This is a genomic window from Pseudomonas onubensis (assembly GCF_965653655.1).
GTDB lineage: Bacteria > Pseudomonadota > Gammaproteobacteria > Pseudomonadales > Pseudomonadaceae > Aquipseudomonas.
The window spans coordinates 1-14,049 of record NZ_CBFHAZ010000006.1 but is presented as its reverse complement, the minus strand read 5'-3'; the positions used below and the strand labels follow the sequence as shown (position 1 = coordinate 14,049).

General features: G+C 60.0%; 14 protein-coding genes. 2 read left to right on the top strand and 12 right to left on the bottom strand.

The genetic code is table 11. The features are described 5' to 3' along the window. Positions 1–15: 15 nt before the first annotated feature. Positions 16–1,002 (top strand): terpene synthase family protein, encoded by a 987-nt coding sequence (locus tag ACTD9P_RS03630; RefSeq protein WP_438866734.1) that lies wholly within the window; start codon positions 16–18, stop codon positions 1,000–1,002. A gap of 3 nt (positions 1,003–1,005) precedes the next feature. Here the strand turns inward: ACTD9P_RS03630 and ACTD9P_RS03625 are convergent, their stop codons facing one another. Beyond that, positions 1,006–2,178: an MFS transporter gene (locus ACTD9P_RS03625; protein ID WP_438866733.1), complete on the bottom strand. Its 1,173-nt coding sequence runs from the start codon at positions 2,176–2,178 to the stop codon at positions 1,006–1,008. A gap of 141 nt (positions 2,179–2,319) precedes the next feature. Between ACTD9P_RS03625 and ACTD9P_RS03620 the strand changes: the two genes are divergently transcribed. After that, positions 2,320–2,913, top strand: a complete 594-nt coding sequence (locus ACTD9P_RS03620; RefSeq protein WP_438866732.1) for a TetR/AcrR family transcriptional regulator — start codon at positions 2,320–2,322, stop codon at positions 2,911–2,913. Here the strand turns inward: ACTD9P_RS03620 and ACTD9P_RS03615 are convergent. The 11 genes from ACTD9P_RS03615 to urtA form a co-directional block, all read right to left on the bottom strand. Further along, positions 2,897–4,252, bottom strand: a complete 1,356-nt coding sequence (locus ACTD9P_RS03615; RefSeq protein ID WP_219267613.1) for an MATE family efflux transporter — start codon at positions 4,250–4,252, stop codon at positions 2,897–2,899. The two genes, ACTD9P_RS03620 and ACTD9P_RS03615, sit on opposite strands and share 17 nt — an antisense overlap. 25 nt (positions 4,253–4,277) lie before the next feature. Next, a complete protein-coding gene (locus tag ACTD9P_RS03610) occupies positions 4,278–4,850 on the bottom strand; it encodes a DUF2239 family protein (RefSeq protein ID WP_438866731.1) in 573 nt (190 codons plus the stop codon). Between the two features lie 66 nt (positions 4,851–4,916). Further along, positions 4,917–5,873, bottom strand: a complete 957-nt coding sequence (locus tag ACTD9P_RS03605; protein WP_438866730.1) for an AAA family ATPase — start codon at positions 5,871–5,873, stop codon at positions 4,917–4,919. 195 nt (positions 5,874–6,068) lie between these two features. Further along, positions 6,069–7,112 carry an aliphatic amidase gene (locus ACTD9P_RS03600; protein WP_438866729.1) on the bottom strand — a complete coding sequence of 348 codons (1,044 nt, stop codon included), beginning with the start codon at positions 7,110–7,112 and terminating at the stop codon, positions 6,069–6,071. 15 nt (positions 7,113–7,127) lie between these two features. Then, a complete protein-coding gene (locus tag ACTD9P_RS03595) occupies positions 7,128–7,475 on the bottom strand; it encodes an FmdB family zinc ribbon protein (protein WP_438866728.1) in 348 nt (115 codons plus the stop codon). A 2-nt stretch (positions 7,476–7,477) separates the two neighbouring features. Next, positions 7,478–8,707 (bottom strand): formamidase, encoded by a 1,230-nt coding sequence (gene fmdA, locus ACTD9P_RS03590; protein WP_438866727.1) that lies wholly within the window; start codon positions 8,705–8,707, stop codon positions 7,478–7,480. A gap of 217 nt (positions 8,708–8,924) precedes the next feature. Continuing rightward, a complete protein-coding gene (gene urtE / locus ACTD9P_RS03585; RefSeq protein ID WP_438866726.1) occupies positions 8,925–9,614 on the bottom strand; it encodes an urea ABC transporter ATP-binding subunit UrtE in 690 nt (229 codons plus the stop codon). A 10-nt stretch (positions 9,615–9,624) separates the two neighbouring features. Continuing rightward, on the bottom strand, positions 9,625–10,383 hold the full coding sequence (gene urtD / locus ACTD9P_RS03580; protein ID WP_138815131.1) for an urea ABC transporter ATP-binding protein UrtD: 759 nt from the start codon (positions 10,381–10,383) through the stop codon (positions 9,625–9,627). Then, positions 10,380–11,519 (bottom strand): urea ABC transporter permease subunit UrtC, encoded by a 1,140-nt coding sequence (urtC, locus tag ACTD9P_RS03575; RefSeq protein WP_438866725.1) that lies wholly within the window; start codon positions 11,517–11,519, stop codon positions 10,380–10,382. Before urtC ends, urtD begins: the two co-directional genes overlap by 4 nt. Before the next feature lie 10 nt (positions 11,520–11,529). After that, positions 11,530–12,447, bottom strand: a complete 918-nt coding sequence (gene urtB / locus ACTD9P_RS03570) for an urea ABC transporter permease subunit UrtB (RefSeq protein ID WP_438866724.1) — start codon at positions 12,445–12,447, stop codon at positions 11,530–11,532. A gap of 178 nt (positions 12,448–12,625) precedes the next feature. Further along, positions 12,626–13,834 carry an urea ABC transporter substrate-binding protein gene (urtA, locus tag ACTD9P_RS03565; RefSeq protein ID WP_138815129.1) on the bottom strand — a complete coding sequence of 403 codons (1,209 nt, stop codon included), beginning with the start codon at positions 13,832–13,834 and terminating at the stop codon, positions 12,626–12,628. Between the last annotated feature and the right edge of the window lie 215 nt (positions 13,835–14,049).

Below are 14,049 nucleotides of genomic sequence, written 5' to 3'. Positions count from 1 at the left end.
GCAGGAGCAGCAATAATGAATCACTCAAAAAACAACTCGGCCTCCTTTGAAATTCCCCCGCTCGATTACCCATCACCCGCGCAGGTGGATGAACAATTGGGTAATCAAATCAATCAGCGGTTACTGGCATGGGTCAAGGGGGTGGGGATTTTCGACGGCAAGCTGGAAAAAATGCAGGCAGAGAATTACGGACGCTTTGCGATGCTGTGCCACCCTGACGCTCAGACCCCGGAACACCTGATGCTGGCAGCTAAATGCTTCGCCGCTTTATTTGCACTGGACGACCAGTATTGCGATGACGAACAAAGTGGTTCCAACCCCCGCCTGCTAGGTTCTCGCTTGAGCCTGGCGCTGACGACTTTGGATAAGGCCTACCTCAATGCACCCTATGACCTCGCGCTGCAGCAGGCGCTGGAAGGCGATCCAGTACTTCGAGGTTTACAAGGGTATATGAAGCATCTGAATCGCTTCGGTACGCCCTCGCAATCCGCCCGAGTCCGCCTGGAAACCGTTGCCATGTTTGTAAGCATGAGCGCAGAGGCCACTTGGCGCATCGAACAGAGCCTGCCGCCAGTCTGGGAGTACCTGGCGCATCGGCAGGTCAACAGCTTTTTACCCTGTATCGCATTGATTGATGTTATTGGCGGTTATGAACTCGACACCGACACTTATTTCTCAACGCCGGTACGAGAGGCTGTGACCCTCGCGGCGAGTGCAACCATCATCGCCAATGACGTGTACTCCGGGCCTAAGGAAAACGTGTCTGAAGCCAGCGACTTCAAACTCCCGTGGTTGCTGGCACGCGAACAGAATTGCTCCTTACAGGAAGGGCTGTGGTTGACCGCCGACATTCACAACAAAATAATCCAGCGATACAAAACCAAAGAGCACGAACTGCTCAAGCACGCCTCACCGGCACTAAAACGCTTCCTGGATGGCGTGCGGGCCTGGCTGGCTGGCAATAACGAATGGCACCGCAGCAGCGCGCGATATAAGGTGTAAACCTCACCCCAGCCGCCGATAACCCAGCACCGCCGAACCCAATACCACCGCACCCGCCGCCAATGCCACCCAGAACCCGCTGGTCGCGCCAAAGTGGTCGATCATCCAACCAGAGCTGGCCGCACCAATGGCCACGCCGATGCTCAGGCCGGTGATCAGCCAGGTCATCCCTTCAGTCAGGCGGCTGGGCGGCACCACTTGCTCCACCAAAGCCATGGAGACGATCAACGTTGGGGCAAAGAACAGCCCGGAGATAAAAATCGCCGCCGCCAGCCCGGGGATATTGGTCACCAGCAGTAGCGGTAAGGTGGTCAACGCGGTGGCTACGCCGCAAAACAGAAACTGTCGTGGCAATGAAGCCTTCAGCTTCAGCGTGCCAAAGGCCAAACCCGCCAGGCACGAGCCGATGGCGTACACCGACAACACGATACTGGCCGCTGCCGGTTGGCCCTGGTGTTGGGCGAAGGCCACGCTGACCACATCCACCACCCCCACGATCACGCCCATGGCGAGCAGCAGGATCATCAGGATCAGTACCGACGATGAGGCGATCAACCAGCGGCCGTGCTGGTCTTGCTGCGCATGCACCGGCGGTTCTGTCGCGCGCTGCAACACAAACGTGGTGACGCCAACCGCCAACAGCAGCGCTGCCACCAATGGCCCTGCTTCCGGGAACAGCACCACGCTCAGCCCTACCGAAATCGGCGGGCCGATGATGAAACACACCTCATCGAGCACCGACTCCAGGGCAAACGCGGTTTGCAGCCTGGGCTGGCCGCGGTACAACTCGGTCCAGCGCGCCCGCACCATGGCCGACATGTTCGGCATGCAACCAGCCAGTGCGGCACACACAAACAACATCCAGTTCGGCGCCTGCAAACGTGTGCACAGCAACAACAGCAATAACGCCCCGCCGCCGATCAGCGCCGCTAGCGGCAGCACCCGGCCTTGGCTGTAGCGGTCCACCAGGCGCGACACCTGCGGCGTGCAGAATGCCGTCGCCAACGCAAACACCGCTGCCACCGCGCCTGCCAGGCCATAGCCGCCATGCACTTGCGAGAGCATGGTGATCAGGCCGATACCGGTCATCGAGATCGGCATGCGCGCCAGCATGCCCGCCAGTACAAAAGCCCGGCTGCCTGGGGCCTGGAATAACTCGGCGTAGGGATTTGCCATCCTGCTCAACCTCTTCCTCAGCGCCTCAACCTTGCGATTTGCAGGTATCAAGGCAAAATACATACGGTGCGTATGTTACAAAGCATGCGTAACATACGCACCGTATGTCAATCACTCACTGAGCTAACGCGAGCCTTACCCATGAGCCGAGCCCGTACCGAAATGATCGACGCCACCCGCGCCCGGCTGATCGCCAGCGCTCGCCAAGCCTTCGCCACACAAGGCTACGCCAACACCTCGATGGATGATTTTACCGCGCGCGCCGGCCTCACCCGCGGTGCGTTGTACCACCACTTCGTCGACAAGAAAGGCTTGTTGGCGGCGGTGGTCGCCGAGCTCGACGCGCAGATGGATGCGCATCTGCAGCGCATCAGCGACCAGGCGCGAGACCCTTGGAGCGGCTTTTGTGAACGCTGCCGCGCCTATTTGCGCATGGCCCAGGAGGGCGAGATCCGACGCATTGTGTTGCAAGATGCGCCGGCCGTACTCGGTGATACCGGCTCACAGCAACAGTGCGTGGAATCCCTGCGCCAGTTGCTGGAGGTGATGATGCAGGCCGGTGTGATGGCACAAGCCCCCAGCGTCGCGCTGGCTCAGTTGATCAATGGCAGCCTGATCAACACGGCGCTGTGGATCGCCCGCGATGACCAACCGAACCTGCGCCTGCAAGAAGGTTTGCAGGCGCTGGAACTGTTACTGCAAGGTCTAAAGCAACCTGTCACACCAGCCGCTTGATCTGCTTGTGGCGCCACACCAAGCGGTAATAGGCGCTCTGCAACACCAGCATCGCCAGGTAGGTGACCGGGAATGCCATCCACACGCCTTCCAGGCCGAAGTGCGCGTTGAACAGATACGCCATCGGCAGTTCAACACACAGCACACAGAAGATCGAAATCACCACCGGCATCAGCACCACGCCGCTGGCGCGCATGATCCCGCCGATCACCGCCTGGAACCCGAACACCAGGATGCTCCACAGCATGATATGCAGCAGGTGCTCGGCATTGAGCCGCGCCGCGTCGTCGGTGATGAACAAACCCAGCAACCAGTGGGACAGCAGGTAACCCAACAGGATCAGGCCACCGGTGAGGCACAGGTTGATCATAAGCCCGGTGCGCAGGATCGGCCCGATACGCTCCAGGCGCCCGGCACCGATTGCCTGGGCACCGAGGATCGAGGCTGTGATCGCAATCGACAGCGCCGGGAACTGCACGTAATTGACGATCTGCGTCACCGCGCCATAGGCGGCCGTGGCTTGTGAGCCATGACCGTTGACCAGTGCCAGAATCACCAGCTCCGACAGCGACAACACCACCATCTGCAAACCGGTTGGCAAGCCGATGCGCAGGACTTTGCCGAGGATCGCCCGGTCCAGGCGCAAGGCCGCGAGCAGTTCACGGTCCGGCGCCATCACATGGTTTTTATGGCGCAGACGCAAAATCAGAAACAGCATGGCCGCCGCGTTGCCCACCAAGCCCGCATACACCGCACTCTGGATTCCCATGGGTGGCAAGCCGATCCAGCCGCGAATCAGCGCCGGGGTCAGCAGCAGGCCGACCAGCGTCGAAACCATCAACGCCAGCAACGGCGAAACCGTATCGCTCACACCCCGCAACAGCTGGGTGTAGAGGATAAACACCAGCAGCAACGGCATGATCAACATCATCATCTGGGCATAGCCCACCGCGTCGTCGAGTACATCGATTGGCGTACCCAACGCCTGCAACGCCGGGCGCGCGAACAGGCTGCCCAGCACCGCCGCGATCAAACCCACCAGCGCCCCAAGTGTCAGGGTGGCACCGGTGATCACCTTGACCATCGCGGTTTCCTGGGCGCCCCAGGCCTGGCCGATCAACACCGAAGCGCCCGCCCCGAGGCCGATCACCAACGCAATAAAGAAAAACACGATGGGGAACATCCCCGACACCGCCGCCAGCGCCTGGGTGCCGAGCATCTGCCCGACATAGATGCCGTTGAGGGTGCCGGAAAAGCTTTGCAGGAAGTTGGACAGCACCATGGGCGCCAGAAACATCAGGTAGATCTGCCACAACGGCCGCTTTGGGGTGACGTCCATGCTGGTTTGAATCCTTGAATTATTGTTATGCAGTAAAGGCATTGCGTGACAGCCAGGCCAGGTACGTCTGCACGTCCACCGGCCAATGCGCGATTTTATGGGAAAAGTCAGCCCCTTCTTGCGCAAACAGCGCCCGTGACGCGTCTTCAAACCCTGGCAGGTCACCGCCGATGGCGCTCATGAAACGATAGCTGGCTTCTTTGGCCTGGCGCATTTGATCATGGGCAGCGTGAACATTGCGCGCTTCGTCCACCAACCGGCGTAATGCCGCCGAAGCGCCGCCCCGTTGTTGGGCCAGCCACTCCCAGTGGCGCGGCAGCAGCGTAACTTCCCGCGCAACCACGCCCAGCTTGGGGCGCCCGACCGCGGGCACTGCAGGCTGCGCTGCATCGACTTGGGCCGGTGCCGCTTGCACAGGCGCATACCCCGCAGGCCACGGATAGTCGACCTGCGTGCCGGTGGCATCGTCGAAGACCAGGAAACTGCCGGTGGGCAGGTCAAGCCCCGCCAGCGCTTCGGCCACCTGGGAATAGGCGCCGGCGGCAACGCGTTGGTGACGGACAAAGGCAGTGCACAGCGGTAGGTTTTGCGTAGGCACGGATTATTACCCGGATGTTATTTGTTTTACCCGGATCATATTAGCGATGTTTTTATAATCCGCAAGCTATTGCGCTGAAACCTCCAACTGCTCGCCGCGCAGGGTCACGCGCATTGCTTGCACGGCAGGTTCGCGCAGCAGGCATTCAGCAATCGCCGGTTCCAGTTCTACCCGCAGGCGTCGGCCCAGCGCCCGCGCACCAAAGCGCACATCGTGCCGACGACACAGCCACGCCCTCGCCTGCGCATCCACATGCAATGACCGCTGTTGCGCTGCCAAGCGCTGGTTGAGCTTGCCCAGCTCCACCTCCAGCAGCGCGTTAAGCCACTGAGTGTCGATGGGTTCGAACATCAAGATGCGGTCAATGCGATTGAGAAACTCCGGCTCGAAGTGCGCGTGCAGCGCCTCTTCCAGCACTGCTGCCTCACCCCGCACCAAGGCGCGTATCCAGCGCCGCCAGCCCTGGCCAAACCGTTGGCGATGCCGACGCGCCTGTTGCGCGCCGACATTGCTGGTCATGAAGATCAGGCTGTTGCGAAAGTCCAACGTTCGCGTGCCTCCGGCCAGGGTCAGTTGGCCGTTTTCGAGAATACCCAGCAAGCTGCGCACCACCTCCTGGCTGGCTTTCTCCAATTCATCGAACAGCACAATGCCGGGACGACTGTAGGTGCCCTGGATCAACTCGCTGTTGAACAGGCTGATACCTTCTTTGCTGCCCACATACCCCGGTGGCGCGCCGGTGAGTGCGGCGGCGTAATGCTCCTGGGCCAGCGTGTGCATATCGATGCGGCAAAACCCGTCAGCCCGACCGTGCAGCGCCTGGGCCAGCAGGCGCACGATTTCGGTTTTGCCGACACCGGTCGGCCCCATGAACAGGTTGACACTCAGCGGCCGATCGCGCTCACCGATATCGGCCTTGACCACTTTCAGCAGCCCTTCCACCTGGGCCAAGGCTGCGTCCTGGCCGACGATACGGCTGCGCAGCAAGGCCATGACCTGGGCCGGTTCAAAGGTAAAACGCATGCCTCACCCTCTAATCAAAAGGACAGTGAATAACCTGTGGCGAGGGCGCTTGCTCGCGCTGGATCGGGCTGGCGCTCCAGTGCGCAGCGCTCCTTGGATTTTGGGGCCGCTGCGCAGCGCTCCTTAGATTTTGGGGCTGCTGCGCAGCCCAGCGGGAGCAAGCTCCCTCGCCACAGAGGGTGTGTTTCGCCAGGTTTAGTCCGCTGTCTTTTGTTTGCCACCATTGGGCAACTGCCCCACCGGGCATTCGGCGACACCAACGGTACTGCGGGTAAATGCCTCGACATACTCCTGGGCCTTTTGCGCGTCCAGCACCCAGGTGCGGTAGAACTCGAACGGGCAGTCCGCCACGCCTTTGTCGCCATCTCCCGAAGCATGCATACCGGTGTAGCCGCGATGCAGCAACTTGAACAGATGGTTCTGCGACTGGTCATTGGCGCGTGCATCGCGGATCTGCGAAACCGACAATTGCGCGTACTGGATGCCCATTTCTTCTTCGCCACACTCGCCCAATGTGCGCCCATCAAAGCCGATGATCGCCGAGTGACCAAAGTACGAATACACCCCGTCAAAGCCTGCGGCATTCGCCACGGCCACATAGCAGTTATTGGCCCAGGCCATGCTCTTGGACATCTGCACCTGCTGCTCCTTGGCCGGGTACATATAGCCCTGGCAGCGCACGATCAACTCGGCGCCCTTCATCGCGCAATCGCGCCAGATCTCCGGGTAGTTGCCGTCATCGCAAATGATCAGGCTGACCTTCATGCCTTTCGGCCCGTCACACACATAGGTGCGGTCGCCGGGATACCAACCCTCGATGGGGCACCAGGGAATGCACTTGCGATAGCGCTGCACGATTTCACCAAGGTTGTTGATCAACACCAGCGTGTTGTACGGCGCCTTGTGTGGATGTTCTTCGTGCCGCTCACCCGTGAGGGAAAACACGCCCCAAGTGTTCGCCTGGCGGCAGGCGCTGGAGAAAATCACGGTCTCCTCGCCGGGAATACTCGCGGCAGTCGCCATCATCTCGTCGTGGTCGTACATGATGCCCATGGTGCTGTATTCCGGGAACACCACCAGGTCCATGCCCGGCAGGCCCTGCTTCATGCCCACGATAATCTCGGCAATCTTTTTGGCGTTCTCGATCACATCGGCCTTGCTGTGCAGGCGCGGCATTTTGTAGTTGACCACCGCGACACCGACGGTGTCGGGGCTGCTGGAAATATCGCCATGACGCATAACAACACTCCTGATCTAGTGGCTGATCATCCACGGCCGTGGCCCGGTCTTGGTTTTGAGCCCCAAGGGGTTGGCCTTGCTCGGCTCGACTTGTTTGCTGCTGCCACAACAACTGCACCCCGCCGGATGCCGGCGGCTCTGCTGATATTCACCGACGGTCTGCGGCGCATGGGCGCTGCGTTCGTTGCCGGCGATGGCCTTGCGCTGGTTGGCTGACAGCGTTTGCAGCGCCGGAGCCGATACCCTGAGTTGCCCGCCCGGCCCGTCGCAGTGCGGACACTGGCTGGGCTCGTTGCGCTGCGCGATCGGACGCAGCATTGTAAAGGTGCCGCACGTCTGGCAGGCGTATTCGTAGGTCGGCATGGCTACAGGTCCGGGGCGATGGGCAGGTCGATACTGCCGTCAAGAAACTTGGTTGGGCCGTTGGCGTTGGGGTTGATATCGAATTCGAAGATTTCCGTCGGCAGCCACAAGGTGGCGCAGGCGTTTGGAATGTCCACCACGCCGCTGATATGCCCCTGCACCGGTGCCGAACCGAGCAACGCATAACCCTGGGCGGGCGAATAGCCGAACTTGGTCAGGTAGTTGATCGCGTTCAGGCATGCCTGGCGGTAAGCGACGTTGACATCCAGGTAGTGCTGCTGGCCCTGCTCGTCCACCGAGATGCCTTCGAAGATCAGGTAGTTCTTGTAGTTCGGCGTGATCGGGCTCGGCTTGAACACCGGGTTCTTGATCCCGTATTTGGCCATGCCGCCCTTGATCAGCTCGACCTTCATATGCACCCAGCCGGCCATTTCGATGGCGCCGCAAAAGGTGATTTCGCCGTCGCCCTGGCTGAAGTGCAAATCGCCTACCGACAACCCGGCGCCGTTGACGTAGACCGGAAAAAAGATCTTCGAGCCACGGGACAAATCCTTGATGTCGCAGTTACCGCCATGCTCACGCGGCGGCACGGTGCGCGCGCCAGTGGCGGCGGCGTCGTCGCGGGCCTGACCCTTGAGTTTGCCCATGTGCGCGGTCGCGGCCAGCGGCGCGTTGGCCAGCGGTGGCACGCGTGTGGGGTTGGTGTCGATCAGTTCCTGTTCGCGGCGGTTCCAGTCGGCAAGCATCACCGGGTCGGGCAGGCAGCCGATCAACCCTGGGTGGATCAAGCCGGCGAAATTAACCCCTGGGATATGCCGCGAACGGGTGAACATGCCCTTGAAATCCCAGATGGCTTTTTGTGCGCTGGGAAAGTGATCGGTGAGAAAACCACCGCCGTTCTGGCGTGAGAAAAACCCGTTAAAGCCCCACTGCGATTCGGCCTTGGCGCCGATATCGAGCAAATCCACCACCAGCAAGTCGCCCGGTTCGGCACCGTGCACGCCCACCGGGCCAGACAGGTAATGCACGGTGGACAGGTCCACATCGCGCACGTCACTGGCGTCGTCGTTGTTCTTGATCGCGCCGGCGGTCCAATCATAGGTTTCCAGGATGAAGTCGTCGCCGGGCTTGACCCAACAGGCCATCGGGATATCCGGGTGCCAGCGGTTATGGATCTGCTCGTTTTCGGTGACAGGTTGGTTGAGGTCGACTTTGATCAGCGTTTCGGTCATGGGCTGGCTCCTGGACGGATGGTGTGAAGCGTTGAAACCAGTCTCGACGAGCCAGGTAAAACGGGGAATACGTTGGATGACGTATGAGATTTTCAAGGCAGACACAAAACAACTGTGGGAGCGGGCTTGCTCACGAATGCGGTAGGTCAGTTAATTTATCTTTAACTGATACACCGCATTCGCGAGCAAGCCCGCTCCCACATTTGGACTGTGTTGTTCAGACGGACAGGTAGCGGCTGATAGTCGCCTCATTCACCCGGTCGCGGGTTTCTTCGATCACGAAGCGGCCCTTCTCGATCACCAGAAACCGGTCGGCAATTTCCAGGGTAAACGACAGCACTTGCTCGGACACCACAATGGTCAAATCCCGCAGGTTGCGAATCTCCTTCAGCGTGCGCGCAATGTCCTTGATAATTGAAGGTTGGATGCCCTCGGTCGGCTCATCGAGCAACAACACCTTGGGGTTGGTCGCCAACGCCCGGGCAATTGCCAACTGCTGTTGCTGGCCGCCGGAAAGGTTGCCGCCCTTGCGTGACTGCATGTCATGCAGCACCGGAAACAGCGCATACAAATCCTCCGGCACCTTGCCGCGCGCGGATGCAGGCAAGCCGGTCTGGATATTTTCCAGCACGGTCATGCTCGGGAAAATCATCCGCCCTTGTGGCACGTAGGCAATGCCACGCTCCACCCGCTCATGGGTTTCCAGCGCCGAGACGTCGTGCCCGTCCACACTGACCTGGCCTTTCCACTGCGGCAAAATCCCCATCAGGCTCTTGAACAAGGTGGTCTTGCCCATGCCATTGCGCCCCATCACCGCAACGATTTCGCGCTTGGCCACGTTGAGGTCCAAGTCATGAAGAATCTGGCTCTGGCCATAGCCGCAGGACAACTGGTCGATCTTGAACATGCCGGATTCCTCAGTGGCCCAAATACACTTCGATGACTTTAGGGTTGCTTTGCACCGACTCCATGCTGCCCTCGGCCAGCACCTTGCCCTGGTGCAGCACCGTGACTTTGTGGGCGATGCTTTTGACGAACTCCATGTCGTGCTCGATCACCAGTACCGAACGGCCCTGGCTGATGCGCTTGAGCAATTCGGCGGTTTGCGCGCGCTCATTGACGCTCATGCCCGCCACCGGCTCGTCGAGCATCAGCAACTCGGGGTCTTGCATCAACAGCATGCCGATTTCCAGCCACTGCTTTTGCCCGTGGGACAACAGGTCGGCCTGTTGTTGCAGCAAGTCGCCGAGGAAGATCTCCCTGGCGACTTCTTCCACCCGCGCAACCACCTGGGCGCTACGCTTGAAAAACAGCGCACCCCAGACCTTGCGCCCCGCCGGGTACGACATCTCGAGGTTCTCGAACACCGTGAGGTTTTCGTAGATCGACGGGTTCTGGAACTTGCGCCCCACACCTGCGCGCACGATGTTGTACTCGCGCATCCTGGTCAGTTCCTGGCCATCGAACTGGATGCTGCCGCTGGTGGCGCGGGTCTTGCCGCAGATCAGGTCGAGCACCGTGGTCTTGCCGGCGCCGTTGGGGCCGATTACCACGCGCACCTCATTGCGGTCGATATACAGGTTAAGGTTGTCGACCGCCTTGAAGCCGTCGAACGACACGGTGAGGCCTTCGATGGCCAGCACCGGTTTTTTCATTTCAAAGCCGACGGCAGTCATGGCTGGGTCTCCAGGGTTTTAGGTTTGGCCTGGGTTTTCAAGACGGGTTTGCGTCGTAGTAGCCTCGCCAAAGCCTGGCGCCCATGGCTTTCCCACAAGCCGGCCAACCCATTGGGAAAGTACATGACCACCGCAATAAACAGCCCGCCCATCAGGTACAGCCACAACTCCGGGAAAGACTCGGAAAAGTAGGTCTTGCCGTAGTTCACCAGCAGCGCGCCATACACCGCGCCGAGCAGCGACATGCGCCCGCCGACTGCCGCAAAAATCACCATCTCGATCGACGGCACGATGCCCACAAACGAAGGGGACATAAAGCCCACCTGCAAGGCAAACATCGCCCCACCAATCGCCGAAAACGCAGCCGCCACGCAAAACACAAAGATCTTGAAACTGGCCACGTCATAGCCGGAAAAACGCACACGCTCTTCCTTGTCGCGCATGGCCATCAGCAACCGGCCGAGCTTGGAGGCGAGGATAAACCGACCGATAAAAATGCAGCCAAACAGCAAACCGGCATTGATGAAGTACAAAATCAGCTTCGCGCTGTCGGTACGCAGGTCCCAGCCGAGCAGGGTCTTGAGGTCGGTGATGCCGTTGACGCCGCCGGTGAGCCCTTGCTGGCCGACGATCAGCACCGTAAGGATCAGCGCAATCGCCTGGGTGACGATGGAGAAATACACATCGCCCACACGCCGCTTGAACAGCGCCATGCCGATCACGAACGCCAGCAGTACCGGCACCGCAATCACCGCCACCAGGGTAAAGCTGAAGCTGTGGAACGGCTGCCACAGCCAGGGCAGTTCGGTGATCTGGTTCCAGTCCATAAAATCCGGAATGCCCGGTGTGGACTGGATTTTAGTGCTCTCGGGGTCAGACGCTTCAAGCTTGAGAAACATCGCCATGCAGTAGCCGCCAACCCCGAAAAACACGCCTTGGCCCAAACTGAGAATGCCGCCATAACCCCAGCACAGCACCAGCCCGACCGCGACGAACGCGTAAGTCAGGTACTTGCCGACCATATTCAGGCGAAACGCATCGAGCGTCAGGGGGAATACCACCACTATCAGCAGCGCCAACAGCACAATGCCGATCAGGTTTTGCTGGCCGCCCAGCAGCTTGTCTAAAGCCTTCATCTGCTCGCCTCTACTTGCGCACTTTGATGGAGAACAACCCTTGCGGGCGCAGCATCAGGATCAGAATCACCGACGACAAGGTCAGCACCTTGGCCATCGAGCCGCTAAGGAAAAACTCCGACAGCGATTGGGTCTGGGCAATCACAAACGCCGAGGCGATGGTGCCGAACAGGCTTTGCGCGCCGCCGAACACCACCACCAAAAAGGTGTCGACGATGTACTGCGAGCCCGCCGTCGGCCCGGTGGAACCGATAGTGGTGAAGGCCGCACCGGCCACACCCGCGACGCCGCAGCCGAGGGCGAAGGTCATGCGGTCAACCTTGCGCGTGTTGATGCCGACTGCGCGGCTCATCAAGCGGTTCTGCACCGTGGCGCGTACCTGCAAACCCCAGCGCGAGCGGTACAGCATTAAAAATATCGCAGCGGTCAGCAGCAAGGTCAGGGCCATCATGAACAAGCCGTTACGCGGAATTTCGATGGCATCGGTGAAGTTCACCGAGCCCATCAACCACGCGGGCGGCTCGGCGCTGACTTCACGGGCGCCGAACACCGAGCGGAAGGTTTGTTGCATCACCAGCGACAAGCCCCAGGTAGCCAGCAAAGTGTCCAGCGGGCGTTTGTAGAGGCGGCTGATCATCGCCCACTCCACCAGCCAGCCGACGGCCCCGGCCACCAGGAATGACAGGGCGATGGCGAAGAAGAAGTAATAGGGTTGAAAGCTCGGCGCAAAATGCGCGGTCAGGCTGGAACACACGTAGGTGGTGTAGGCGCCAATGGTCAAAAACTCACCGTGGGCCATGTTGATCACGCCCATCTGACCAAAGATGATCGCCAGCCCCAATGCCATCAGCAACAGCACGCAGAACACGGACAAACCGTTGAACCCCTGCATTGCCGCGATGGCCCCAAATTCCGATAGCCATTCCATGATGATGGTCTCCTGAGCGGGAGGTTGAAATGCAATCTGCTGTTGATTTATGTGGGAGCTGGCTTGCCTGCGATGGCATCACCTCGGTCTGGCTGCAAGACCGAGTCGCCTGCATCGCAGGCAAGCCAGCTCCCACACAAGGCCAGTGCCCACAGTTGGATCTGTGTGTGCCTGAAACTTATTGATAGCCCTTGGGGAACGGGTTCGGCTCGATCAGATCCGACTCGTAGATCACCTTGAACTGGCCATCAGGCTGCACTTCACCGATACGCGACTTGCTCCACAGGTGGTGGTTTTCGTGGATCTTCACGTAGCCTTCCGGCGCGTTTTTCAACTCGATACCAGGGCTTGCAGCGACGACTTTATCCACGTCGAAACTGCCGGCCTTCTCCACCGCCGCTTTCCACAACCACGGCCCGAGGTAGGCGGCCTGGGTCACGTCGCCGATCACCGCGTCCTTGCCGTATTTGGCCTTGAAGGCGGCAACGAAGGCTTTGTTGTTGGGGTTGTCCAGGCTCTGGAAGTACTTCATCGAGGCATAGAAACCAGCCATGTTTTCGCCGCCAATGCCCAGCAGTTCGTCTTCGGTGACCGACAGTGTCAGCAGGGTTTGCTTGGATGAATTCACACCCGCCGCGTTGAGCTGTTTGTAGAACGCCACGTTGGAGCCGCCCACGACCGCGGCGAAGACCACGTCAGGCTTCTTCAGCTTGACCTTGTTGATCAGCGAACCAAATTGGGTGTTGCCCAGCGGGTAGTAGTCTTCGCCAACCACAGTGCCGTGCAATACGTTTTCAATGTGCTTGCGCGCGATCTTCATCGAGGTGCGCGGCCAGATATAGTCCGAGCCGACCAGGTAGAACGTCTTGGCGCCTTTGGTCTTGGCGATCCAATCGAGGCTGGCGAGGATCTGCTGGGTCGCTTCCTGGCCGGTGTAGATCACGTTTTTCGACTGTTCCAGGCCTTCGTAGAAGGTTGGGTAATAGAGCAAGCCGTTTTCTTTCTCGAAGATCGGCAACACGGCTTTGCGTGAGGCCGAGGTCCAGCAACCGAATACAGCGGCGACCTTGTCGTTGACCAGCAGCTTCTTGGCTTTTTCCGCGAAGGTCGGCCAGTCGGAGGCGCCGTCTTCCTGGATCACCTTGATCTGGCGTCCCAGGATCCCGCCCGAGGCGTTGATCTGCTCGATGGCCAGGCGCTCGGCCTGGATCGAGCCGGTCTCGGAAATCGCCATGGTGCCGGTGGCCGAGTGCAACTGGCCGACAGTGACTTCGGTGGGGGTCACGGCCAGGCCTTCGTTATCGGCCAGCACGCCCTGGCTGAACAGAGCGGCCGCCAGTAATGACAAGGCCAACAGCGGTGTGGAGCGGATCAATCGTGATGCCATGGGGCGACTCCTCTGCAATGAGGGGTTCAGCATGGCGGCAGGCAGCCAGCACGGGTATACGCAGCCTGACGTAACGGGATACGTCATTTGACGTATGCCGCTGCGCACTATTTCAGGGCAGGATCGCGCCCGCCAAACACTAGAGATCCAATGTGGGAGCGGGCTTGCTCGCGAATGCGGTATATCAGTCACTGGTGTTCAAGATGACCTACCGC